This is a genomic window from Methylophilus sp. 42 (assembly GCF_000384155.1).
GTDB lineage: Bacteria > Pseudomonadota > Gammaproteobacteria > Burkholderiales > Methylophilaceae > Methylophilus.
Genome location: NZ_KB913031.1, coordinates 2,054,442 through 2,078,689, shown reverse-complemented (window position 1 = coordinate 2,078,689; position 24,248 = coordinate 2,054,442). Strand labels below are relative to the sequence as shown.

Sequence of the window (24,248 nt, the reverse complement as noted above, 5' to 3'; positions counted from 1 at the left end):
ATCATTACGCGAGTTTCTGCATGATTGTTTTAGGTTTATCCGGTGCCTTGGGGCATGACGCTTCTGCTGCCATTCTGGTGGACGGCAAGATTGTCGCTGCGGCGGAAGAAGAACGTTTTATCCGTGACAAGCACGCTAAAAATCACTGGCCCTACGAGGCGACACAATTTTGCCTGAAACAGGCAGGTATTACGCCGGATCAGGTGGATATCGTCGCTTTCCCTTACGGTGAAATTCCATTGACTTCGGCTGCGCGCTGGCATTATGCCAAGCGTTACTGGTATGCGCCTGATCGTGCGCTGGATGCGATTTTTAACGGTAACCGCCGTTTCCGTCGCAACCGTGACAAATCGCTCAAGTTGATGGCCGAACTGGGCCTGACTAAAGCCAAATATGTGCCGGTGGAGCACCATTTGGCACATGCTTCCAGTGCTTATCACCTGAGTGGGTTTAAAGAAAAAACGGCGATTGTCGGCATTGATGGCAAAGGCGAGTATGCGACGACCTTTTTCGGCTATGGTGAAAACGGCAAGATTCACAAAATAAAAGAATTCTATGACCCGGATTCACTGGGTGGCCTGTATGGTGCCATCACTGAATTTTTGGGCTTTGAAATGCTGGATGGCGAATTTAAAGTCATGGGCATGGCGCCGTATGGCGACCCAAATAAATACGATTTAAGTCGTCTGGCCAAGTTTGAAAACGGTGAACTCATCATTAACACCGAATATGTCAATGTGGTGGGCTTGCGCCGTTATAAAGAGACCGATGCCGATGGTAAATCCAAAGGTTATTACTTTACGCCCAGGCTCATCGAATGGCTGGGCCCCAAGCGTAAAGGCGACGAGATCGATGATCCGTATATCCATTACGCGGCCAGCGTGCAGAAGTTGCTGGAAGAGCTGGCATTGCAGATGATTGAGTATTACCTGGGTGATATCATCCGCGAAACCGGCAAGATTGTGATGGCAGGTGGTGTGGCGCTGAACGTAAAACTGAATCAACGTATTATTGCCTTGCCGCACGTGAAAGAGTTGTTTGTGCAACCGGCTTCTGGCGATAACGGCACTAGCCTCGGCGCAGCAACTTATGCTGCACATTTAGCAGGTGAAACCATCCATAAAATGGAGCATGCCTATCTGGGCCCAGCGTTCACCAACGAAGAGTGTATCGCCGCCTGTGAGGCGCATCCGGCCAAGCCTGTTTTTACCCGTGTCGAAGATGGTCCGCGTAAAGCGGCTGAATTGCTGGCGGCAGGGAATCCACTGGCGTGGTTCCAGGGCCGTATGGAGTTTGGCCCGCGCTCATTAGGCTGTCGCAGCATCCTGGGTGACCCGAGTTTTCCGGGCGTAGCTGACCGTATCAATGCGCAAATTAAATACCGTGAGCGCTGGCGGCCATTCTGCCCCAGTATGCTGGATCGTATTGCAGTCGATATTCTGCAAACAGAGCATCCAGCGCCATATATGACGTTCACTTTTGATGTGAATCCAGCCTGGAAAGCACGTATTCCGGAAGTGGTGCATGAAGATGGTACGGCGCGTGCGCAGATTGTGACCAAGGAAACCAACCCGCGCTATTACGCGTTGATTGAGCACCTGGAGCAATTGCGTGGGAATGGCGTGGTGCTTAATACCTCGCTTAATCGTCGTGGCGAACCCATGATTTGCAGTCCGACCGATGCCTTGAATATGTTCTATGGCTGCGATCTTGAGTATTTGATGCTGGAAGATATTCTGGTCACCAAATCTATCTGAAGGCTGGTTTGAAGCGCGTGCGCTTCAAACTGGTTCCCTCAAACGGTTTATATTGTTTTAAGTCATTGAATCGTCTAAAAAAACAATCAAATTTGGTAATTCAGTTTGACGTCTTGCACCAGTTTGGCGATAATCGCAGGTAGGGAACCTGTTTGGATTCATATATATTACGACCCTAAACTGTGACTAAATAGCAAGTTCAAAGCAGTTCATCAGGATAGTTCATCAGGTAGTTAAAACACAGTTGAGCGATAGTCAATGAAACAATCTCACATTGAAGTAACAGAACGCATCATCGAGCGCAGCCGTCCGACCCGCAAGGCGTATTTGCAGCGTATTGATGATTACCTGAACCGTGAAAAAGGCCCGGATCGTCTGGGCTGTGCCAACGTGGCGCACGCGTTTGCGGCGATGCCACAAAACGACAAGTTCAAGATTTATGCCGAGAAACCAACGCATATTGGTATCGTCACGGCTTACAACGAAATGCTGTCTGCGCATCAGCCTTACGTGGACTATCCGGATATTATCCGTGATGAAGCCCGTAAATTGGGTGCAACCGTGCAGGTGGCAGGTGGTGTGCCAGCCATGTGTGATGGCATTACCCAGGGCGAACCAGGCATGGAACTGAGCCTGTTCAGCCGCGACACCATTGCCATGAGTACTGCGGTTGCTTTGTCTCATGACGTATTTGATGCTTCTTTGTTGCTCGGTGTCTGTGACAAGATTGTGCCTGGCCTGTTGATTGGCGCGCTGCATTTTGGCCATTTGCCATGTGTGTTCGTGCCCGCTGGCCCGATGAGCACCGGTATCGATAACACCTCAAAATCCAAAGTCCGCGAGAAATACGCACAAGGCTTGTGTGACCGCGAGGAGTTGCTGGCGAGCGAGTCTGCGGCGTATCACGGTGCAGGTACCTGTACGTTCTACGGCACCGCCAACAGTAACCAGATGTTGCTGGAGGCGATGGGTTTGCATGTGCCTGGTGCAGCTTTTATCCATCCACATGATGGTATGCGCGAAGATTTGACGCGCGAGGCGGTGCGCCTGGTGATACAAAATACCAAAAAAGAAAAATTCGTGCCGATTGGCCGCCTGGTCGACGAACATGTGATTGTGAATGCCATGGTGGCCTTGCTGGCAACTGGTGGTTCAACTAACCATTTGATCCACTGGGTAGCCGTTGCACGTGCCGCCGGGATTATCATTGACTGGACCGACTTCCACTACCTGGCCAAGGCCACGCCTTTGCTGGCCAGTGTTTACCCGAACGGCAAAGCCGATGTCAACGAATTTCAGACCGCTGGTGGCCCTGGTTTCGTGATTCGCGAGCTGATCGAAGGTGGTTACATGTATCCCGATGTGTACACCGTCAGCGGTGGTGGCATGCGTGACTACGGTAAAAAACCGGAGAAAACAGCGGATAAACTGGTGTGGACCGACTACCCGGCTGAAAGCGGCGATGAAACCATTGTGCGTACTGCTGCACATCCATTTAATGAGTCTGGCGGCTTGCGCTTGCTCAAGGGTAACCTAGGCCGCAGCGTGATTAAAATTTCTGCAGTGCCTGAAGACCGTCATATCATTGAAGCGCCAGCCATTGTGTTTGATGCGCAAGAGGAATTGCTGTCAGCGTTTGACCGTGGTGAGCTGGAAAGAGACTTTATTGCGGTGGTTCGCTTCCAGGGCCCTAAAGCCAATGGGATGCCAGAGCTGCATAAACTGACACCGCCACTGGCTGTGTTGCAAAACAAAGGTTTCCGTGTCGCGATTGTGACTGACGGCCGCATGAGTGGCGCGTCTGGCAAGATTCCGGCGGCGATTCACTTGAGCCCTGAGGCGAGTGCCGGTGGTGCAATTTCCAAAATCCGCAATGGCGACATTATTCGCCTCAACGGAACGGTTGGCCAGTTGAACGTGCTGGTGGATGAAGACACCTGGGCTGAGCGCGAAGCTGAAGAGCTGAGCGATGCCAAGCGTCATCACAATGCGCACGGTCTAGGTCGTGAGTTGTTCGGTGGTATGCGCAGAAATGTGCTGTCTGCCGAAGAAGGTGCGGTCACCTGGTTGTAAATTAAAATTGCGTCGCAATACGTCGTTGCAGTTCGCTTGCCGTACTATTCGTACTGTCTGCGCTTCTGCGCCTAGTCTTGATTAGCACTTTTAATTCACTGTTAAGCAGGCAATTAAAAAAAAGTTTATTTATTTAGGTAAAGATTGAGAACATGAGCACATTAGAGTTAGCTAATCATGGCCCGGTGATTCCGGTCATTGTCATCAACAAAGTGGAAGATGCCGTACCAATGGCAGAAGCCTTGTTGGAAGGTGGCGTTAAAGTACTGGAAGTGACTTTGCGTTCACCTGTCGCCCTGCAAGCCATGGAACAAATCGCCAAGCACGTGCCTGATGCGATTTTGGGTTCCGGTACCGTGCGTAACCTGAAAGATGCACAAGCTTCTAAAGATGTCGGTTGCCAATTTGCAGTGAGCCCAGGCTATACCACTGAGTTAGGCCAATTTGCCCGTAAAATTGGCTTGCCATTACTGCCAGGCGTGTCTACAGGCTCTGAAATCATGATGGCGAATGCCGATGATTACTACTTTCTGAAGTTGTTCCCAGCCGTGGCTGTGGGTGGTATCAACCTGCTCAAAGGGTTTGCTGGCCCATTTGCTGACGTGAAATTCTGCCCAACCGGTGGCGTGAGCGTAGAAAGCGCACCTAACTTCCTTGCATTGCCTAACGTGGTTGTGTGTGGCGGTACCTGGTTGACACCAGCTGATGCGGTGGCGAACAAAGACTGGGCGCACATCACCAAACTGGCGAAAGAAGCTTCAGCGATTGTGGCGGCTAAATAAGCAAGTCACCGACGCAAATCGTCTATAATGAAGGCTTGTAGCAATACAAGCCTTTTTTATTAGCCAGCCTATGTCCCAACGCCCAGACCTCTCTATCTATAAAACCATCGTGCTTGACTGCGATGGCGTTGTCCTCAATAGCAACCAGACCAAAGTGGATGCTTATTACAATACGGCCAAACGCATGGGCGGTAGCGATGAGCAAGCGCAAGCCTTTGTCGATTACCATATCAAACTGGGCAGTATCCCGCGCAATGACAAGATCCGTTATTACATTACCGAGATCATTAAGCAACCGCTGACGCCTGAGTTGTTCCAGGCATTTATGGATACGTTTACAGTGATTCTGGATGAGACCTTAATGCAGTGTGAAGTCGCGCCTGCGTTGATGGATTTAAAGCAAAAGACGGCGCAGGCCAAGTGGATGCTGATGTCAGGCGGGGACCAGCAAGAGCTGCGGCAGATTTTTCCGCGCCGTGGTCTGGATGGTTTATTCGAGCTGGGTATTTATGGTGGGCCAACTAAAAAGAACGAGCATCTGGCGACCATGATTGCGGATGGCACCATACAATTCCCCGCTTTGTTTATCGGCGATAGTCGCTTTGACCACCAGGCATCTACAGGTGCAGGGCTGGACTTTGTATTTTTAAGTGACTGGACTGATATGCCGGACTGGCAGGCATATTGCGCCACACATCAGGTGACTGTGGTGCCGCATATGCATGCGCTGTGATCATTGGCCGATTATCACTTATGCTGAATCTATTGCACACGCGGAGCCAACTGTTGACCGATGAACGCTTGCAGCAGATGTGCCGTGAGGGCAACATCATCGAGCAGGATCCGCGTGGCCCGAAAGTGATTCAATTGCCAGATGGTGATTTTCTCAAGATTTTCCGTGCACGCAGGGTATTCAGTGGTGCTCGCCTGTATTCACATGCCCGGCGTTTTTACCGTAATGCATTGCGCTTGCAAGCATTAGATATCCCAACGGTGACGGTGAAATCACTCTACCATTTATCGCATTCCGGCCATACGGCGGTGGTTTACCAGCCGCTGGCAGGGCAGACTTTGCGTCAGTTAATGGCTTCTGACCTGGCCAGGCTTTACCCACTCGCAGCCAAGCTGGGAACATTCCTGGCAACCATGCACGATAAAGGTGTGCATTTTCACTCCTTGCATAGCGGTAACGTGTTATTGATGCCGAATAGTGAATTTGGTTTAATTGATGTGTCTGATATGACGATTTATCCCTGGTCGCTGATGTGTGCGACGCGGATTCGCAGTTTTGTGCGTTTAGGTAAATATCATGAAGAGATGGTCGTGCTGGATAAAGCATTCTGGCAAGCTGCCATGCAGGGGTATCAGCAGGTCTCGGCAAAGGCAGCCCGTTGTGTACCGAGCATTTTAGCCAGTATTGATTATTTGCAAAGTCGATAAGCACACATGACTGATTCTAACTCCTCACCATCACAACAGGTACACCTGGAGCCAGGATATAGCCCTAGTATCAGCAGGTTTGATGACTGGATGGCTTTGCAGGGCGAAGTATTCCGTTCAGTGAAAGATCGGCAGACGCATAAAGTGATGCTGGATGGAGAGTCTATCTTCATTAAAAAACATTACGGGGTAGGCTGGGGTGAGATTTTCAAGAACCTGTTGAGCCTGAAATGGCCGGTATTGGGCGCGCGTAATGAATGGCAAGCCATACACAAATTAAATGAGATTGGCATTGCCACAACGCCTCTGCTGGCCTATGGCGAGCGCGGTACGCATCCTGCACATAAACAGTCTTTTGTAGTGACCCGTGATCTGGGGGATATCGTGACCCTGGAAACTTTGTGTGAACCATGGTTGCAACAGCCACCGTCGCCATATTTTAAGCGGCAACTCATTGCAAAAGTGGCAGAACTGGCCCGCTGCTTTCATGCCAATGGCATGTGGCATCGTGATTTTTATCTATGCCATTTTGCTTTACCGCGCAGCACACTGAAAACACAAGATCTGCAATTGCATTTAATGGATTTGCATCGCGTAGAGATACATGCGCACCTGTCTGAGGATAAACGTCTCAAAGACCTGGCCGGACTTTATTTTTCCGCCATGCATATCGGTCTGACGCAACGGGATGTACTGCGGTTTCTCAAGCACTATTATCAGCAACCATTACGCCAGGTGTTGATGCAACACCAATTTTTGCACTCAGTCGCACATCGTGCCAGTCAACTGGATGCAAAGTTTCAACGCAAGCGGCAAGCTGGCGTGGCGATGTAATGAAGAGTGGGGGCGTGAATTTGCAGCCAGAAATTTCCATACTGATCGTTAACTACCATACGGTGAGTGAGTTGACACGCTGCCTGCAATCATTGGCGCAGCAGCAGGGCGTGACTTATGAGGTCATCATTGTTGATAATTCGGGTGACCAAAACGAGCAACAACAGTTAGAAGCCCTCGCTAATGCCCAGGTACGCTGTATTTTCAGTGAACAAAATCTGGGGTTTGGCCGCGCCAACAACCTGGCCGCCAATCATGCCACGGCTGCGTTGCTGCTGATCCTCAATCCGGATACTACTTTGCAGGACGTGACGTTGTTGCGTCGTTATATAGACCGGTTCAAAACTGGCCACGATGCAATGCTGGCGCCATTGATTGTGGAGTCAGAAAAGCAAAAGCTGGTGTATCCGCGCACACGTTATCCTTCGCAGCAATTATGCCGGAAAACGGATTTTTCAGCGCTGGCAGGTGATGTGGCCTGGGTGTTGGGGGCATGCATGATGATGCGGCGTGAAGATTATCTGCGTATTGATGGTTTTGACAGCGATTATTTTATGTATGGCGAAGACACTGACATATGCTGGCGTATCCGCGCGATGCTGGGTCCGATTGGATTTGATGAGACTTTGGCTGTGCATCATATTGGCGGCGCCAGTGAAAAGCAGGCCATTAGTTTTGCCAAGTGGATGCGTAAGCGGCAGGGGCAATATTTGTTTTTCAGAAAACGCTATCATGCAGTAGATGTACAACGCATTGCGTTGAAGCAGCGTGCGCGAGCAAGCTTCAAACTTGCCAGAAATGCATTATTGAATTTATGTCTGGGTCTATCTGCCCGGCGTCTCGATGATGATGCGCGGGCAACGGCAACACTGGCAGTGACTGCCGAGGTGCTCGCGCCGATAGTGAAAAGCTAGTCAGCTGTGGTCTGGCGTTTCCGGTAAATCAGTACTTTGGACTTTTTCTTCCAGCCATAGAGCGTATGAATATGTTCAAAATCCGCGTTTAGCCTGCGTTGTACAGATTGCTCATAGTCAGCTTTATCATCGGCAATGCTGATCATCAGGTAATTGTAGTTTGTGATTTTACCGGAGGCTAATAATGACTCCACAAGCTTATGCGATGGAATACGCTCCATAAACGGCTGTTGCGCGTAAAAACGGGCATTTTCGGTGTCATACAATACAGATTGTTGATGCGGAGTGATAGATTGCAAGTACTCTACAGCCGCTCTGTCCAGGTCTACCCGGCCTGAATCATGCAGATTGACCACCAGCATGCCAGCGAATAACAGCAGCAGGCCACGCTTTCCCCATGCTGAGGCTTTGACATATAGATATTCAACACAGAATGCACCAATCACCAACATGACAATGCCCGAGGCGATAACATAACGGCTCGACAGTACAAAGGCATTCATAATAATCAACACGCTGGTGATGAACCCAAGCATCAGGTGCAGGCTGAATAAATGTCGTGCGTGATAGTGGATATTTTTCCATGCTTTTCGCCCGGCAATCATGATCAAGAGTACTGGCCAACCGGCAACTTTGAGAGTCTTGTTCACTGTAATCAGAATCAGAACACTCCATATGGCAAATTGACTGTAGTTATCCAAATGATGCCCCAGAATCTGTTTGCCCATCAGGTCACCTTTGTCCTGAATAAACTGCAGACGCTCAATCAGGCCTTGTTGTAACAGGTAGATAATTTCCTGCAGTCGCCCAAGGTGTGCAATTTCCACGATGCCAGTGATGACTGCCGCCGTGAGAAGCAATCCGCAGCATAATGGAATGCTCACGCTATGTACCATTTTGTACAAACGCTTACGCAAGGGCAGTGTATGGCATGTCAATAGCGTCAGTAGTGGTAAGGCAAAGTAAACAATCGCCTCCAGGCGGAACAGCATCGCCACAATGATTGCAGCTTGAAAGTAATAAGCATCTGCCACTTTGCTGCGTTGCATGTAACGCAGCAGGAATAATAATGCCCAGGTCAGGCTTGCCCAGAACCCTTCATCGCGTAACAACATGCCTAGAATATCGCCAACGATATATTGAGTGGATAGCAGTAGTAGGCTGCCCCAGCACATGGTCTTGATGGTACCGCCAGCTTGCAGGATCAGTAATGAAAATCCCCAGCTAAACAAGGTGAATAGCGCAATATTAATCAGTTGCGCGGTCGTATGGATATCCAATCCGGTGGCTATATGCCCAAGCGTCAGCAAAGCAGGGTACAGTAACCAGGGGAATAAATCGTATGCAGCTTGCCATTGCCCGTCAGCAAGCAGGCGGGCGACTTCAAAATAAAGCAGTGAGTCATCATTTACCCAGCCGTGCTGTACATAAGTGATGCGTAAAGCAACCAGAGCAGACAGCGCAATCAGAATCGCGATATATTGATTGGGACGAAGCGCCGCAGCATAACGGCTGGCTTGGACGATTAGTGATTTAATGAGTGACATGGATATCAGCAATAATCGTAGAGGGAGAGATTTGTTTTAAACAGTTCAAATGTCCTAGCGGGCACACGCGTTCAAAACATGGACTGCATGAAAGCCCAAGGTATTCCACCACTGCATCCGGGTGCATGGGGGGCGTATGTTTGGGGTCAGACGAGCCATAAATCGCAATCAGTTTTTTATCCAGCGCTGCTGCGACATGCATGAGGCCTGAATCGTTGCTGATAATGGTATTGCACTGTGACATTAAATCAATGGCTTCGCCCAGCTTGGTGCTGCCAGCCAGATCCACGCAGCGTTGTTGGGTGAGTTGCTGGATGTTGGCTGTGACCGGTTTATCTTTTTCTGAGCCAAACAGCCATACTTGCCAGCCTTGGTTCAGGGCATGGTTTGCCACTTCTGCGTAATATTCTGCGGGCCAACGTTTGGCCTCGCCATACTCTGCTCCCGGGCATAGCCCGAGCACAGGTTTGTCTGTGTTCCCAATATTGAATGTTTTTAATAATGTGCTGGCATGTGCCGGGTCAGACCGTAATGCTGGTTGCGGTAATTGTGCGGGCAGGGCGACATTTTTTGGCAAGCCAAGTGCGACAAAGCGCTCCACGGTTTTTTTAAGCACTGTTTTATCCAGTGGACGCATATCATTCACCAGGCCATAGCGCATTTCGCCTTTAAAACCCGTGCGGACGGGAATCTTGGCCGCCCACGGCAGAATCGCTGATTTAAGGCTGTTAGTGAGCAAAATCGCTTGCGTAAACCCTTGTCCTGCCAATGAACGGCCGAATTGGAAGCGCTCACGCAACGCCAGGTCGCCATGTTTAAACGGTAGGGCAATGGCTTGTGACACTTCTGGCATCCTGTCTAGCAAGGGGATGGTCCAGGCTGGTGCGGCAACGGATATTTGGCAATTTGGTTGCTCGATTTTGAGCTGTTTGAACAGGCTTTGCGCCAACACCATGTCGCCTACCCATGACGGGCCCATCACCAGTATCTTATTCATGCGTGCAGTTTTTTAATCAGGTTGGTGGTGCTGCGGCCTTCTACCAGATCGATCAGGGCAATTTCACCTCCCCACGACAGCACTTCTTTGCCGCCTACCACTTGCTCAGCAGTATAGTCACTGCCTTTGGCAATCACGGCTGGTTGTATGGCATTGATCAGTGCGAGCGGGGTATCTTCGTCAAACAGGATGACAGCATCAATAGACTCTAGCGCGGCCAGGACACGGGCGCGATCCTGTTCATTAACCACTGGCCGAGTCGGGCCTTTTAACGCAGAGACTGAGCGATCGGTATTCAAGCCCAGGATCAGTTTGTCTCCGCGTTTTTTGGCGCCTTCAAGGTAGGTGACATGCCCGGCGTGCAATAAGTCAAAGCAGCCGTTGGTAAAAACGATTTTTTGTCCTTGTTGTTTCCATGCTGTGACTTTTTGCAGCAGGCCTGGCAATTCGCATACTTTATGTGCTTGTTCGCTGCCTTGTGCGGTGGCAATGGCGTCTACCAGGTCAGCCTTGGTAATCGGCACAGTGCCTACTTTGCCGACAACGACACCGGCAGCAATATTGGCGAGTGACAAACTATCTAGCGCACTCAAGCCATGCATGAGCCCGGCTGCCAGTGTGGCAATCACGGTATCGCCCGCGCCAGATACATCAAACACTTGTTTGGCCGTGGCGCTTAAATGATCGGTGCGGTCAGCAATCAGGGTAATGCCTTCTTCACCACGTGTGACGGCCAGAAAATCCAGCGCCAAACGGGACTTGAGTGCAGTGGCCTTCTCTATGAGTGCTGCGTCATGGACTTGCGTATCGCAGGCCTCAGCCGTTTCTTTTTTGTTGGGCGTGAGCGCCGTCGCACCACGATATTTGTCATAGTTGCGCCCTTTAGGGTCCACCAAGACCTGGATGTTATGTTGGCGGCAATGTTGAATCACATGCTGGCATAGCGGTTCGGTCAACAAGCCCTTGGCGTAGTCTGACAAAATCACTAGCGCCGGTTGTTGCGCCAGGGCTGCGTTAATGGTTTCGGTTGCGGTTTGGGTTTCCGCCGTTGAGAGTTCAGTGGTGATTTCCTGATCCAGACGCATCATCTGCTGATGCCCGCCCAGAATACGTGTTTTGGCAATAGTGGGGCGTGTGGCTGTGTTGATCATGGCCGATGTATCTATGCCACAGCTTTGCATGGCTGCGAGTAAGAGCTGGCCTTCATTGTCGGCTCCCACCATGCCTACCATACGGGTTTTGATGCCCAACAGTGCCAGGTTGGCCGCGACATTGGCCGCGCCGCCTGCGCGTTGTTGCTCTGATTTGATCAATACCACCGGCACCGGTGCTTCAGGTGAAATGCGATTGACCTCACCCATCAGGTAACGGTCCAGCATCACATCGCCAATGACCAGCGCATGCTGTTTTTGTTCGCCAAAATGGGCAACCAGCGTTGCCGTGTTGTTATTCAATACCGTTGCAGTCATCAGGATTCCAGAATTTCACACAGGCAGTGACCAATGAAAATATGCGCTTCCTGAATGCGGGCGGTGACGCTGGAGGGGACGACGATATTGTGTGTACACAGCACATTCAATTTGCCGCCGCTACCGCCAGTCAGGCCTATGGTTGTTGCGCCAATGTCATTAGCAGCTTCAATCGCACGCACCACATTGGCACTGTTACCACTGGTGGTCAAGCCAATCAGGATATCTTCGGGGCGGCAAAGTGCTTCGACCTGGCGCGCAAAAATATAGTCATAGCCATAGTCATTACCGACTGAGGTCAGGATAGACGTATCCGTTGTCAAAGCGATGGATGGCAAGCCCTTGCGTTCTTTTTTAAAGCGGCCAACGATCTCTGCAGCAATGTGCTGGCTATCCGCCGCGCTGCCGCCGTTACCGCACAGCAACACCTTGCCGCCACGCTGAATACAGTCGCGCAGCAAATTGCCAACATCGCTAATCAGCGGAAATAGCGGTTCCAATGCCTGAAACATCGCCACATGCGCCGCGTGCTCACCTTTAAGATATTCAATATGATTCATGTCGCTCACAATTTCTGAAGGAGGTTATGCGTAAGGGTCATCCTGCCGCAAATAGTTCTGCACATAGTCCTTCACGCCTTCTTCCAGTGTGGTAAATGGCTTTTTATAACCCGCATCGCGCAGCTTTTTCATCTCGGCCTGCGTAAAGTACTGATATTTGCCCTGAAGATCTTGCGGCATATCAATATAAGTAATATTGGGTTCGCGATCCATGCTGGTCATCACATTGGTCGCTAGGTCTTTAAAGCTGCGTGCTTGCCCGGTGCCGATATTGTAAATCGCATTCGCCGCTGGTTTGTTTTTCAACGCAGCCTCAAGGAAAAATCCCATCACATCTGCGACGTCTTTCACATAGACAAAGTCACGCAGTTGCATGCCGTCTGCCACGTCCGCCTTGGTACCTTTAAACAAACGCATGGTGCCGGTTTCTTTAAACTGGTTAAAGGTGTGGTAAGCCACGCTGGCCATGCGTTCTTTATGGTATTCGTTTGGCCCATAGACATTGAAAAACTTGAATCCTGCCCATGCGGGAGGTGTGATCTGTTTTTGCGCGACTTGCTGCAACACCCACTGGTCAAAAAAGTGTTTCGAATAGCCATAGCCATTCAAGGGGCGCAGGTTTTCGATGCTGGCATCATCGTAGCCTTGCTCACCGCCGCCATAGGTCGCGGCAGAGCTGGCGTAAAAGAAGGGGACTTCATATTCCGCACACCAAGACCACAAGTCCTGCGAATAATGCATATTATCCGCCACCAGCTTGTTAAAGTCGCGCTCGGTGGTCGCGCTGATGGCACCCATATGAATCACGGCTGTGATGTCGTCGTTATCTTCCAGAAAGTCGAACAACTGGTCTTTGTCCAGGTATTCGGCATAGTGCCTGTGCACCAGGTTTTGCCACTGGTTTTCATGTGTGATGCGGTCAACAATTACCAGATCTTGCCGGCCCAGTTTGTTGTTCAAATGCCAGGCCATGATAGAGCCAATCATGCCTGCACCACCGGTGATAATGATCATAGGGGAACGATAAAAACGTTAAAACGCGATTATAACGCGTAATCGGCGAGGGCTGGCATAGGAATCGGTAGGCTTTGAATGTATCAATACTTCATGCATGTCAATCAATCGTTATCACTATGTAGCTTATGCTGGAGACTTTTGCGCGGGCAATGACACTGTATAAACCCAGGTCAATTCAGCCTTAATTGCCTTGCCCCAAAGGGCTATAGACAGGTTCCTATCATAAGCTTACAATCACCGGCCAATTCTTATTATTAATATAATTTATGGGGAGGGTGTTATGAAATTCTTGAAACAACGCAGTATCGCTCTATCAATCTTTGTTGCTTTATTTTCAACCAATACGTTTGCTGATACATTAGACTTCACAACGTTAGTACACGGCTCTCAAGGCTCCACTGTTCTGGTATTCCCGCAGGCGACCATCACATCTTTCGGGTCAGATATTTACGTTGGTGCGTCAGGCATAGACAGCGAAATTTGCGCTCTGACGGCAGGTTTTAACTGCCAGGCAGACTTGCAAGTTGACTTTACAGCAGCAGTGAATAATCTCTCGTTTGTGCTTGCCGGTTACGATAGTGGTGACCATCTGGATATTAACATTTTCAGTGGCGCTTCTTTACTCGGCACCATTGCACGTGAGTCAAACGGTTTGGTTGATTTAAGCGCCTATTCAAACATCACAAAACTGTATTTTGATGACTCCTCGACAGGCGCTGGCTTCAGCTACGATAAATTTCAGTTTACGGTTGCAAACGTGCCAGAGCCAGAAACCTATGGCATGCTGTTGGCCGGACTGGGATTGTTAGGTTTTGCCACTCGCCGCAAACAAGCCTGATCATTAAACTATCCGTCAGTAGTAAAAAAAGCGTAATTTAATTACGCTTTTTTTATGTCTACTTTATGTCCGAGAGCTATTTTTCAGCACCCATCGCCAAAGCACGTTGCTGACTTGCTTGCGCCTCAGCTTCTGCTTGCACCTGATTGAAGTCATCACTCACCCAACCCTGCAAATGCTCCAGTGCAATATCGCGCATGGCTTCAATCCACACAGGTTCATTATTCAGCGCCGGGATATAGTGATAATCACCCCCGCCCACAGACTGAAATAAATGTTTGCCTTCCATGGCAATTTCTTCCAGGGTTTCCAGGCAGTCACTGCTAAACCCGGGGCAGACGACGTCTATGCGTTTGATTTGCTGTTTGCCTAAGGCGTCCAGTGTGTTGGCGAGGTAGGGTTGCAGCCATTCCTGGCGGCCAAAGCGGGATTGGAAGCCGACTTCATATTGTACTTTGCTTAAGCCTAAAGCCTCGGCCAGCAAGCGAGCGGTTTTATGGCATTCACAGTGGTAGGGGTCGCCTTTAAGCAGGTGAAATTTAGGCACGCCGTGAAAGCTCATGACCAGTTTTTCGGGTTTGCCGTGTTGTTTCCAGTAGGTTTGGATATGGCTGGCCAGGGCTTGAATGTAGCGCGGGTGGTCGTGGTAGTGTTTGATGGTGCGAATGGCGGGCACGTTGCGCATTTTAAGCAGCACGCGCCACACCGCATCCAGCGCGGCCGCCGTGCTGCTGGCGGCGTATTGCGGGTAGAGCGGGAATACGAGGATGCGGTCACAACCTTGTGCTTTGAGTGACTCAATCGCGCTTTGCATGCTGGGATTGCCGTAGGTCATGCCTAATTCGACGGCAAATGGCGAGTTGATTTTTTGTGACAGGTATCCTTGCAACAGTTTTTTTTGTTGTACTGCATAGGCCATTAATGGTGAGCCGTCTTTGCGCCAAATGCTGGCGTATTTTTCGGCAGATTTTTTGGGCCTGATGATTAAAATAATACCGTGTAGGATGCACCACCAGATCAGGCGCGGGATTTCGACCACGCGTCTGTCCATCAGGAACTGTTGCAGGTAGGGACGTAATGCCTTGGCGGTTGGCGCTTCTGGTGTGCCGAGGTTGGCTAACAAGATCCCCACTTTTGGTTGGCTGCCGTGGGTGTAGGCAGGCTCTGGCTGGTAATAGGTCATAAAGGCATTTTAAGCGAATAAGAGCCTATATGACGCTTGCCAGTGAAAAAAGTGCGGCAACCGCTAATACTCTGTCAGCGGTTGCTTGGGGCGCAGGGTGAGTTATTTTTTGTTGATCTGGTTACCGATCACGCCACCGATGGCGGCACCGCCAACCGTACCAATGGCGCTACCACCGGTTAACACAGCACCGCCGACTGCACCAATCCCTGCGCCTAAGGCTGTACTTTTACCGCGTGTGCTCATGGAGCCACAGGCCGTAGTGCTCAGGCACAACGCTAACAGTACAGACCAGATAAGTGATTTATGTAAAGATTTTTGATTTACGCTGTTCATTTTGATCTCTCCACAATAAGTAAATAGTGTGGTCAGTATAAAAAAGTGGTCCTTTAGGTTGTAGCAGGCTGAAGCTGATAGTGATGTCAGAACTTTCTGACAAATGTAAAGAAGCTGGCTACTGGTTCGATAATGCGTTCGATAGCAACTTGGCGGTCACATCTACAATCGGGATAATGCGCTCATAGGCCATGCGCGTCGGCCCAATCACGCCCAAGGTGCCCACAACTTGGCCATCCACTTCATACGGCGAGGTCACCAGACTGCATTCGTCCAGCGGCAGGTAGCCACTTTCACCACCAATAAAAATCTGCACGCCATCTGCGCGCTGGCTATGATCGAGCAATTGCATGAGTGCGGTGCGGCGCTCAAAAATCTCAAATAGCTTGCGCAGGCTACCGACGTTGGTGGATAACTCATCCACTTGCAGTAAATTGCGTTCACCGGCAATGACCACGGTTTCTTGCTCCGAGGATTCAGGCTGGCTGGCGGCTTCAAGTGCGGCGGACATCAGGCGGTTAATATCCACCTGCATTTGCTGCAGTTCTTGTTTGAGCTTGGCTTGTACTTCTTCGAGCGAAAGACCGCGGCAATAGCTGTTAAAGTAATTGCTGGCGGCGGTGAGCTCGCTGGCACTAAACGCTTTGTCGGTGAGCAAAATACGGTTTTGTACCTGGCCATCTTCAGTCACCAGAATCACCAGGATTTTCTTGTCGTTTAAGTGCAGAAATTCCAGGTGCTTCAACACGTTACGTGTGCGTTTCGGGATCATCACCAAGCCGGCAAACTGGGTGAGTTGCGACAGCATATCGGCGGCACTGTTGATCAGCGCCTGCTGGTTAGGCGAGGATAAGCCACTTTTCAGTTGCGTCATGGCGCGCTGGTCCAGTGGTTGCACCGTCATCAGCGAATCGACAAACAGGCGATAGCCTTTTTTAGTGGGCACCCTGCCAGCCGAAGTATGCGGACTGGTAATAAAGCCTAATTGTTCGAGGTCACTCATCACGTTACGGATGGTCGCCGGGCTGACGTCGAGGCCTGAATGTTGAAGCAGGGTACGGGAGCCGATAGGCTGCCCCTCACTGATGTAATGTTCCACCAGCGTTTTTAGCAAAATTTGCGCGCGTTTATCCACTTTTAACCACCTTGTTGCCGTGTTTCAAATTTTGCACCATTTACGCTCAGGATAACAGCCCCTTGCGCTTTTCAGTTGTGGGCTTCTATGCTTTAATGCGGCCATGCAATCTACATTCCGTTCCGTTGCCATTGTTGGAAAATACATGGATGCCATCGCCTTGCAGCACATGCAAAGTGATTTGACCCGTTTGGCGCATCACCTGCTGTCTCAGGGCTTGCATGTTTGTATTGAAGAGCGCACGGCACAATTTGTGGATGATGAAGGTTTTGAACTGGCTAGCCTGGATGATATAGGCAGCAAGGCTGACCTGGTGGTCGTGATGGGCGGCGATGGCACCATGCTGAGTGTGGGCCGCGCCTTGCGCGATACCGGCGTGCCACTCATCGGTATTAATCGTGGCCGCCTCGGCTTTTTGACCGACTTGCAAACCGATCATATGCTGGTTGAGATTGATAAAATCCTGCAAGGAGAGTGTCAGCTGGAGTCTCGCATGCTGCTGCAGTCAGTGGTGACACGTGCCGGGCAGGCCATAGAACACACCGTTGCTTTGAATGATGTGGTGATTAAAAGTGCTTTCCGTCTGATTGAGCTGGAAGTACATGTGGATGGACAGTTTGTCTCGCGTCAGCGGTCTGATGGCTTGATTCTCACTACCCCAACGGGTACCACGGCATATGGATTGTCTGCGGGTGGCCCGATTATGCATCCGGATCTGGAAGCGATTTCGATTGTGCCTATCAGCCCGCATACGCTTAGTTACCGGCCAATTACCGTACCAGCTTGTAGCGTGATTGAGGTAATTGTAGTGAATGCCGCCGATGCCCAAATCAGTTACGATGGGCAGGGGCAATATCCGCTGATGGTGGGAGATCATGTGCGCACTGAACGTGCGCCACAAGCAATTCAACTGGTACATCCCAAAGATTATTGTTATTTTGATATGTTGCGTAACAAATTAAACTGGGGCTAATCAGGCCCGTACAAAAAAACCATGCTACAAGCCCTTTCTATCCGAGATTTTGTCATTGTTGATATGCTGGAACTAGAGTTCTCAGCGGGATATACCGCGCTCACCGGCGAGACCGGAGCAGGTAAGTCAATTCTGATTGATGCTTTGTCTTTGAGCTTGGGTGCGCGTAATGAAGGTGATGTGACGCGCAAAGGCTGCGAAAAGGCCGAAATTTCCACCACCTTCGATATCCGCAATAATCTGCCAGCGCGCGAGTGGCTGCAAGCGCAAGAAATCGATGTCGACGATGCCCTGATTTTACGCCGTGTCATTTATGCCGATGGCCGTAGCCGTGCGTTTATCAATGGTGCGTCGGCCACCGTTGGCCAATTGCGCGACATTGGCGAAACCCTGATTGATATCTATAGCCAGAATGCGCACCACTCCTTACTGAAAGTCGCTACCCAGCGCGAGATTCTGGATGCTTATGCGCAAGCCGCGCCATTAGCCAAGCAAGTTGCCAAACTGTATAAAGAGTGGTCGCAACTGCATCAGCAACAATTGGCGTATGAAAAAAATGCCAGCCAGTTTGCCGATGAGTTGGCTGTGTTGCGCGATAGCACGCGTGAGCTCAAACAATTGGGGTTTTCCATTGAAGAATGGGCAGCTTTGCAGCAAGAGCATGCCCGGCTCAGCAATGGTGCCAGCCTGCTCAGTGGCATGGAAGCCAGTCTGCAGATGATGAGCGAAAGCGATGAGGTGAATGCGCTGGATTTACTGTCGCAAGCGCAAGCCAAACTAGCGGAGTTGCAGGCGATTGATATCGGTTTGCAGCCTATGGTAGAAACGCTCGATTCTGCCGTAGTGCAACTGGAAGAAGCCAGCCGTGCCTTGAATCGTTACTTGCAGAAAAGTGAACTGGATCCGGCGCGCCTGGCCGAAGTGGAGTCGCGCATACAGGCGATTCATGGTGCTGCGCGTAAATTCCGCGTTAAACCAGATGAGTTGCCAGATTTATTGGCCGCGCAATTGGGCCGCATGGCTGAGCTAGAAAGCTTTGCGGATGATGGTGCCTTGGCAAAGCAGGTGCAAGCCGCCTGGCAAAGCTATCAAGCGCAGGCTGCGCAGCTGTCATCTATCAGGCAGCAAGCGGCGAACAAGTTGGCAAAAACCATTAGCGAACAAATGCAGGCTTTATCATTAAAAGGTGGCCAGTTTGCTGTTGCTTTAACCCCAGGAGAACCTGCGGCACATGGCCTGGAGCAGGTTGAATTTCTGGTCGCTGGTCATGCCGGGGTGGAGCCGCGTCCACTCAATAAGGTCGCTTCCGGTGGTGAGTTGTCGCGTATCAGCCTGGCCTTGCAGGTGACCACGGCCTCATTGGGCACTGTGCCATGCATGATTTTTGATGAGGTCGATGTCGGTATCGGCGGCGGCGTGGCAGAGGTGGTTGGCAAGCTGCTAAGCCAGTTGGGTCAGCACAGGCAGGTACTGGTGATTACCCATTTGGCGCAAGTGGCTGCGCAGGCGCAACAACATTGGCAAGTCAGCAAGTCCGAGCAGCAGGGCGCGACCTTGAGCAGGATTCGCACGCTGGATGCACATGAGCGTGTAGAAGAAGTTGCCCGCATGCTGGGCGGCTTGCAGATCACCGAAACCACGCGCGATCATGCGCGGGAAATGTTACAGGCTAATCTGGCCTGATTGCTTCAATGCATAGTCGCACATGGTGTGAGGCTATAGCGCTTGCAGATGTATTTGCAAGTCGCCGGTTTATTTCTCCTGATGTTTATTTTCCCTCTCGTATGGCTTGGCGTTGATTGCTGTCTGGAATCGTGCTTTAATCTCCTCACCAATTGTTAAATTATATTAATTATTGTTTTCAATAGCGTCACTGCGATTCGCTGCTTTGTTCACATTAAATGCTGAGGAGATTCATATGTATAGATGGGTAGGATTAGTAGCTTGGGCCTGGGTGATTGTTATTGGTGGGTTGATGATTACACCGGGCGGGGTGCACTGCATCGTCTGTGGTGACAAGGGCAATCTGTTCATGGGCGTGATTTCGATTGTGCTTGGGGCAGTCGCCATAGTCACCAATAAAGTGTTCGCCAGATAAATAGCGATTGTTAACAGCGCGGCCTGACATGTCAGGCCGTTTTTTTTGATCTATTGCGCTTCTTGGTGTTGTTTTAGCACCTGCCATTGCGCCAGTTTTTCCTCAAACCGTAATCTCGCATTGGCAGGGCTGGTTGAGGGCAGCAATACAGTATTGATTGCGCGTGCAAGACGAATGTGTTTTTTGAACAACTGTGCGGCAGCTTGGCCATTACAGGCAATCAGCGCGATGTGTGGGCAGGTCTTTAATAGTCCGTTGATGTCGTTGGCAATAATGCTGTGCCCCTGAATGTTACTGTCCAGGCTGCCTGTGCGTTGTGCTGCGTGACATACGTCCCAAATCGCTAGTCCATGATCTTGTGCAGATTGGCAGCGCATGTGGTAAGGCGCATCTGCCGGGATATCGAATAGTCGCTCCAATATGCGCCAGAAAGCATTTTGCGGATGTGCGTAATATTGTTGCTGTTTGAGTGACGCGATGCCAGGCAGGGTGCCCAGAATCAGAATACGCGCATCGGGGCTAGCGACAGGCGCAAATCCGGTAGCGTAATGTGCTGGTGTAGGGGTGAGTTCAGACAAGCAGAGGTGCGATGGGCCAATGCTCGCCGAGGAGCATCAACCCATGATAGTGGTGATTATTCAGTGCAAGGTTGTTTTTTGCACAGGCCATAAATGGTCAGTGAGTGGTCTTGCATGCTGAAGCCATACTGTTCTGCTGCTGCTTTTTGTCTTTTTTCGATTTCTTCGTCGTAAAACTCTTCAACGCGGCCACATTTCACGCAAACAATATGGTCGTGATGGCTGCCTTCATTCATTTCAAACACGGCTTTGCCGCTTTCAAAGTGGTGGCGTACCAGCAGCCCCGCTTGCTCAAACTGGGTCAAAACGCGATAAACCGTTGCCAGGCCCACGTCTTCACCATTGGTAATCATGATTTTGTAAATGTCCTCGGCAGACAGGTGGCGCTGCTCGCTATTTTCAAACAGCTCCAGAATTTTCAGACGCGGTAGCGTCGCTTTGAGGCCTGCATTTTTAAGTTCTTTGGGATCATGCATAGGTTTTGTCCATTGGTGTTGTCTGTCGTTAAGTTTTGTCACGCCTTAAGTCGCCTGCCATACTTGATTGGCGAAACTACGTGGTATATTAATGATTATTCTCAATAATACCGATTATAAAGTGAATCCAATGCGTAATTCTATCTTATTTGTGTTGGCTGTCGCATCTCTGGAGAGTGGGTGCGGTGCCAAACTTCCTTCAGTCAAGCCATTCAAGATGGAAGTGCAGCAAGGTAATGTTGTCACTTCCAAAATGCTATTGCAACTTCGTCCTGGCATGACACGTTCGCAAGTGCGCTACATTATGGGGACTCCGCTGATTGTAGATAGTTTCCGTGATAACCGCTGGGATTATTTTTATGAGCTGCGTAAACAGGGCACCGTCGTTGAGAAACGCAGAGTGATTCTCGATTTTGACAAGGATAGTCTGGTTTCTGTGCGTGGCGACGTGATTCCGTCTGCAGAAAATCCTGATATTAAAACTATTGCAGAAGCACCACAGAAAAAAGTCGAGGCTGAAAAAGAGCAGGCCTGGACGGATAAGCTGAAATTCTGGAAAGCAGAAGAGGTCGCTGCTGATAAAACCACAGAAGCTGCGGCCGCTACCGCTACCGCTGCAGTTGCTGCGACAGAGGCTAAGGCCAACAAAGCGCAAGCTGACACGGCAAGTAGCAAAGTAGTTGCTGCGGAAGAGGAAGTCGTTCCCTACATTCCTGAAGGTGAATATGCGGCAGCCAATCAGGTGACTGAGGCCAAGGCGCATCCTGTTAATGAAAAAGAAATGGCTGCGCAGATTGCAGATACTGTAGAGCCGCCGCCAGTGTTTAAGCAAGAAGCAGTGACTGCAGAGCCTGAGGCTGTCTTGCCACCAGCAGTCAAAGCCGCGCCAGCAGCCAGCAAGAGTATTACTGCGCCTGTGGTGGCTGCGGCGACCGTTGCTGCCGCGGCTGTGAAGCCTGCGGAGACTAAAAAAGCTGCCGCAACGGCTGTCAAACCAGCGCAGCAGGCTGTACCAGCTGCCAAAACTGCTGCCGTGGCAGCCGTTGAAGATGATGAAGTGATTCCCTATATTCCTGAGGGTGAGTATGTGGCGCCAGTGGTGCCGACCGAGCAGGAAATGGTCAAAGGCAATATGGCTGAAGCCAATGCGCCCGCAACAGATGCTGAAGCGCATCAGGTGACCGAAAAAGGGGTTGCACCTAAAGCAGATCGTGCTGCCGAGGCGTCACCCACGTTTGTGGCGGAGCAGTTGCCAGAGCCTGAACCAGAGCCGGAATTGCCGCCGCCGCCTGTGAGCAAGCCGATTGTAAAACCGGTCGCGCAAGCTGCGGCCACGGCGGCCACATTGGCTGCTGCGGAAGAGAAGCCGGCGCAGGCTAAGTCTGCCGCCGCTAAAGTGGTTGAACCAGCGCCAGTAGCAACGCAAGAGGCGCCAGCTGGGGATGCTGATATTAATCAGGCCGTGGCTGCTTGGGCGCAAGCCTGGCGGACCAAGGATGTTAAAAACTATCTGGCGGCCTATGCGCCTGATTTCGTCCCGGAAGGTTTGCCATCCAAAAAAGCCTGGGAAGCACAGCGCAAGCAGCGTTTGTCTGCGGCAGGTAACATTACACTGGTGCTGAATAATACGCAGGTGCAACGTGATGGTTCGACAGCCACCGTACAATTTGAGCAAAAATATGCTGCCAGAGCTTATAAGGATGAATTAAACAAAACGCTGGAGTTGCGCTATGCGCCTGCACAAAAGCGCTGGTTAATTACGCGTGAGCGCACAGAGGCTGCTGCCGGTGCTGTGATTGCGGCGACGGAGTCAGCAAAAACCAGTGCATCAGTTGCTACTGATGCGGGTGCCGTATCCAGTAGTGCGGCTACGGTTGAAACCAGTGTGGATGCTGCTATTCAATCGTGGGCGCAGGCCTGGCGTAGCAAGAATGCCAGCGCCTACTTTGCGGCTTATTCACCGGCTTTTGTGCCAGAGGGTTTGCCTAGCCGTGCTGCCTGGGAAGCGCAACGTAAAAAACGCTTGTCGCCACAGCAAGGCAAAATCAGCCTGGAACTCGCAGATGTGAATGTGAGTCGTGATGGGGATGCTGCTATTGCGACCTTCACGCAGAAATATGCTTCGAAGTCGTTTAGCGACGAGATGGTCAAGCGTCTGGAGTTGAAGCTGGATACCACTAACAACCGCTGGTTGATTGTGCGTGAAAGCGCTGCCAGCGGTGCAGATGTGCCTGCCGCCAAACAGCAGGTGACTGCGCCTGAAGGTAGTTCAGAGCACTTGGATGGCGTGCTGGAACAAATCGGGTTTTAATCCTAAATTATTAAAGAATGATTGAGCGAGTGATGTTGAAAGTTGTGATTGCTGGTGTGTCCGGCCGTATGGGGCATGCCTTACTGGAAGGTGTTTTTTCGGATAGTGGTTTGCAGCTGCATGCTGCGTTGGATCGTGCCGAGAGCCCGATGATTGGGCGCGATGCCGGTGAACAGTTTGGTAAGCAAACAGGCGTCAAAATCAGTGCTGATATCGTTGCTGCATTGCAGGGTGCGGATGTGTTGGTAGATTTCACGCGTCCGGAAGCCAGCATGCAGTACCTGCAAGCTTGCCAGCAGGCAAATGTGAAATTAGTCATTGGCACCACCGGCTTTAATGAAGCTGAAAAAGCCAGTATTGAGGCAGCTGCCAAAAACGTTGGCGTAGTGTTTGCGCCTAATATGAGCGTCGGTGTGACCTTGTTGATTAACCTGGTTGAGCAAGCGGCACGCGTGCTCAATGAGGGCTATGATATTGAAGTGGTGGAAATGCATCATCGCCACAAGGTGGATGCGCCTTCTGGTACTGCGCTGCGTTTGGGTGAAGCCGCAGCCAAAGGTATTGATAAAGCCTTAAAGGATTGCGCGGTATATGCGCGTGAAGGCGTGACCGGTGAGCGCGAGGCAGGCACGATAGGCTTTGCGACCTTGCGCGGTGGCGATGTGGTCGGTGATCACACCGTGGTGTTGGCAGGCGTGGGTGAGCGTGTCGAGTTAACACACAAAGCATCTAGCCGTGCTACCTTTGCCCAGGGTGCATTACGTGCGGCCAAGTTTCTGGCCGATAAACCACAGGGTTTGTTTGATATGCGCGATGTGCTGGGGTTTGATAAAAGCTGATTTTTAGCAGGCACCTAAGGCCTGCCTGGTTTGAGTCACCAAAGCAGTATTGCCTGCGAGTTGCCCTTGAGTGGGCAGTCGATTTGCGCTA

The 24,248-nt window shown here is 50.8% G+C and carries 23 protein-coding genes; 13 read left to right on the top strand and 10 right to left on the bottom strand.

The features are described from left to right. Positions 1–20: 20 nt before the first annotated feature. The 7 genes from MET42_RS0109945 to MET42_RS0109915 all read left to right on the top strand — a co-directional run bounded on the left by MET42_RS0109945 (position 21) and on the right by MET42_RS0109915 (position 7,800). Complete coding sequence (locus MET42_RS0109945; protein WP_019882801.1) at positions 21–1,757, top strand: carbamoyltransferase; 1,737 nt, start codon at positions 21–23, stop codon at positions 1,755–1,757. Positions 1,758–2,015: 258 nt separating this feature from the next. Then, the gene (edd, locus tag MET42_RS0109940; RefSeq protein ID WP_019882800.1) at positions 2,016–3,830 is read left to right on the top strand and encodes a phosphogluconate dehydratase; all 1,815 of its coding nucleotides are present in this window, start codon (positions 2,016–2,018) and stop codon (positions 3,828–3,830) included. 152 nt (positions 3,831–3,982) lie between these two features. Next, a complete protein-coding gene (gene eda, locus MET42_RS0109935) occupies positions 3,983–4,612 on the top strand; it encodes a bifunctional 4-hydroxy-2-oxoglutarate aldolase/2-dehydro-3-deoxy-phosphogluconate aldolase (protein WP_019882798.1) in 630 nt (209 codons plus the stop codon). A gap of 70 nt (positions 4,613–4,682) precedes the next feature. Next, positions 4,683–5,345: an HAD family hydrolase gene (locus MET42_RS0109930; RefSeq protein ID WP_019882797.1), complete on the top strand. Its 663-nt coding sequence runs from the start codon at positions 4,683–4,685 to the stop codon at positions 5,343–5,345. A 53-nt stretch (positions 5,346–5,398) separates the two neighbouring features. After that, a complete protein-coding gene (locus MET42_RS0109925) occupies positions 5,399–6,052 on the top strand; it encodes a hypothetical protein (RefSeq protein WP_232411461.1) in 654 nt (217 codons plus the stop codon). Between the two features lie 6 nt (positions 6,053–6,058). Next, complete coding sequence (rfaP, locus tag MET42_RS0109920) at positions 6,059–6,886, top strand: lipopolysaccharide core heptose(I) kinase RfaP (RefSeq protein ID WP_232411458.1); 828 nt, start codon at positions 6,059–6,061, stop codon at positions 6,884–6,886. Continuing rightward, positions 6,886–7,800 carry a glycosyltransferase family 2 protein gene (locus MET42_RS0109915; RefSeq protein WP_019882794.1) on the top strand — a complete coding sequence of 305 codons (915 nt, stop codon included), beginning with the start codon at positions 6,886–6,888 and terminating at the stop codon, positions 7,798–7,800. Before rfaP ends, MET42_RS0109915 begins: the two co-directional genes overlap by 1 nt. On the opposite strand, the gene MET42_RS0109910 is transcribed toward MET42_RS0109915, so the two are convergent. The 5 genes from MET42_RS0109910 to rfaD are packed head-to-tail and all read right to left on the bottom strand — an operon-like array spanning position 7,797 to position 13,387. Next, positions 7,797–9,347 carry a hypothetical protein gene (locus MET42_RS0109910; RefSeq protein ID WP_019882793.1) on the bottom strand — a complete coding sequence of 517 codons (1,551 nt, stop codon included), beginning with the start codon at positions 9,345–9,347 and terminating at the stop codon, positions 7,797–7,799. The genes MET42_RS0109915 and MET42_RS0109910 overlap by 4 nt on opposite strands. Then, positions 9,334–10,344 carry a lipopolysaccharide heptosyltransferase II gene (gene waaF, locus MET42_RS0109905; RefSeq protein WP_019882792.1) on the bottom strand — a complete coding sequence of 337 codons (1,011 nt, stop codon included), beginning with the start codon at positions 10,342–10,344 and terminating at the stop codon, positions 9,334–9,336. Before waaF ends, MET42_RS0109910 begins: the two co-directional genes overlap by 14 nt. Further along, positions 10,341–11,813, bottom strand: coding sequence for a D-glycero-beta-D-manno-heptose-7-phosphate kinase (gene rfaE1 / locus MET42_RS0109900; RefSeq protein ID WP_019882791.1), 1,473 nt, complete (start codon positions 11,811–11,813; stop codon positions 10,341–10,343). The genes waaF and rfaE1 overlap by 4 nt, the downstream gene beginning before the upstream one ends. Next, a complete protein-coding gene (locus tag MET42_RS0109895) occupies positions 11,813–12,373 on the bottom strand; it encodes an SIS domain-containing protein (RefSeq protein WP_019882790.1) in 561 nt (186 codons plus the stop codon). The genes rfaE1 and MET42_RS0109895 overlap by 1 nt, the downstream gene beginning before the upstream one ends. A 24-nt stretch (positions 12,374–12,397) precedes the next feature. Continuing rightward, positions 12,398–13,387 (bottom strand): ADP-glyceromanno-heptose 6-epimerase, encoded by a 990-nt coding sequence (rfaD, locus tag MET42_RS0109890; RefSeq protein ID WP_019882789.1) that lies wholly within the window; start codon positions 13,385–13,387, stop codon positions 12,398–12,400. Positions 13,388–13,670: 283 nt separating this feature from the next. Between rfaD and MET42_RS0109885 the strand changes: the two genes are divergently transcribed. Beyond that, a complete protein-coding gene (locus MET42_RS0109885) occupies positions 13,671–14,228 on the top strand; it encodes a PEP-CTERM sorting domain-containing protein (protein WP_019882788.1) in 558 nt (185 codons plus the stop codon). A gap of 76 nt (positions 14,229–14,304) precedes the next feature. On the opposite strand, the gene hemH is transcribed toward MET42_RS0109885, so the two are convergent. The 3 genes from hemH to hrcA all read right to left on the bottom strand — a co-directional run bounded on the left by hemH (position 14,305) and on the right by hrcA (position 16,882). Then, positions 14,305–15,411, bottom strand: coding sequence for a ferrochelatase (gene hemH, locus MET42_RS0109880; protein ID WP_019882787.1), 1,107 nt, complete (start codon positions 15,409–15,411; stop codon positions 14,305–14,307). A 102-nt stretch (positions 15,412–15,513) separates the two neighbouring features. Further along, the gene (locus MET42_RS0109875; protein ID WP_019882785.1) at positions 15,514–15,747 is read right to left on the bottom strand and encodes a glycine zipper 2TM domain-containing protein; all 234 of its coding nucleotides are present in this window, start codon (positions 15,745–15,747) and stop codon (positions 15,514–15,516) included. 118 nt (positions 15,748–15,865) lie between these two features. Further along, entirely contained in the window at positions 15,866–16,882 is a 1,017-nt protein-coding gene (gene hrcA, locus MET42_RS0109870) for a heat-inducible transcriptional repressor HrcA (protein ID WP_019882784.1), read from the bottom strand. Positions 16,883–16,985: 103 nt separating this feature from the next. On the opposite strand from hrcA, the gene MET42_RS0109865 reads away from it, so the two are divergent. The 3 genes from MET42_RS0109865 to MET42_RS0109855 all read left to right on the top strand — a co-directional run bounded on the left by MET42_RS0109865 (position 16,986) and on the right by MET42_RS0109855 (position 19,953). Beyond that, on the top strand, positions 16,986–17,855 hold the full coding sequence (locus tag MET42_RS0109865; RefSeq protein WP_029512394.1) for an NAD(+) kinase: 870 nt from the start codon (positions 16,986–16,988) through the stop codon (positions 17,853–17,855). 21 nt (positions 17,856–17,876) lie between these two features. After that, a complete protein-coding gene (gene recN, locus MET42_RS0109860; protein WP_019882782.1) occupies positions 17,877–19,538 on the top strand; it encodes a DNA repair protein RecN in 1,662 nt (553 codons plus the stop codon). 235 nt (positions 19,539–19,773) lie between these two features. After that, positions 19,774–19,953, top strand: a complete 180-nt coding sequence (locus MET42_RS0109855; protein WP_019882781.1) for a hypothetical protein — start codon at positions 19,774–19,776, stop codon at positions 19,951–19,953. Between the two features lie 50 nt (positions 19,954–20,003). Here the strand turns inward: MET42_RS0109855 and MET42_RS0109850 are convergent, their stop codons facing one another. Both MET42_RS0109850 and fur read right to left on the bottom strand, forming a co-directional pair. Continuing rightward, on the bottom strand, positions 20,004–20,531 hold the full coding sequence (locus tag MET42_RS0109850; RefSeq protein ID WP_019882780.1) for a DNA-deoxyinosine glycosylase: 528 nt from the start codon (positions 20,529–20,531) through the stop codon (positions 20,004–20,006). 56 nt (positions 20,532–20,587) lie between these two features. Beyond that, positions 20,588–21,007 carry a ferric iron uptake transcriptional regulator gene (fur, locus tag MET42_RS0109845; RefSeq protein ID WP_019882779.1) on the bottom strand — a complete coding sequence of 140 codons (420 nt, stop codon included), beginning with the start codon at positions 21,005–21,007 and terminating at the stop codon, positions 20,588–20,590. 130 nt (positions 21,008–21,137) lie between these two features. Here fur and bamE point away from each other — a divergent pair, with 130 nt between their 5' ends. Both bamE and dapB read left to right on the top strand, forming a co-directional pair. Beyond that, positions 21,138–23,318 (top strand): outer membrane protein assembly factor BamE, encoded by a 2,181-nt coding sequence (gene bamE, locus MET42_RS0109840; protein ID WP_232411456.1) that lies wholly within the window; start codon positions 21,138–21,140, stop codon positions 23,316–23,318. Between the two features lie 32 nt (positions 23,319–23,350). Continuing rightward, positions 23,351–24,157, top strand: a complete 807-nt coding sequence (gene dapB, locus MET42_RS0109835; protein WP_019882777.1) for a 4-hydroxy-tetrahydrodipicolinate reductase — start codon at positions 23,351–23,353, stop codon at positions 24,155–24,157. Positions 24,158–24,248: the final 91 nt, after the last annotated feature.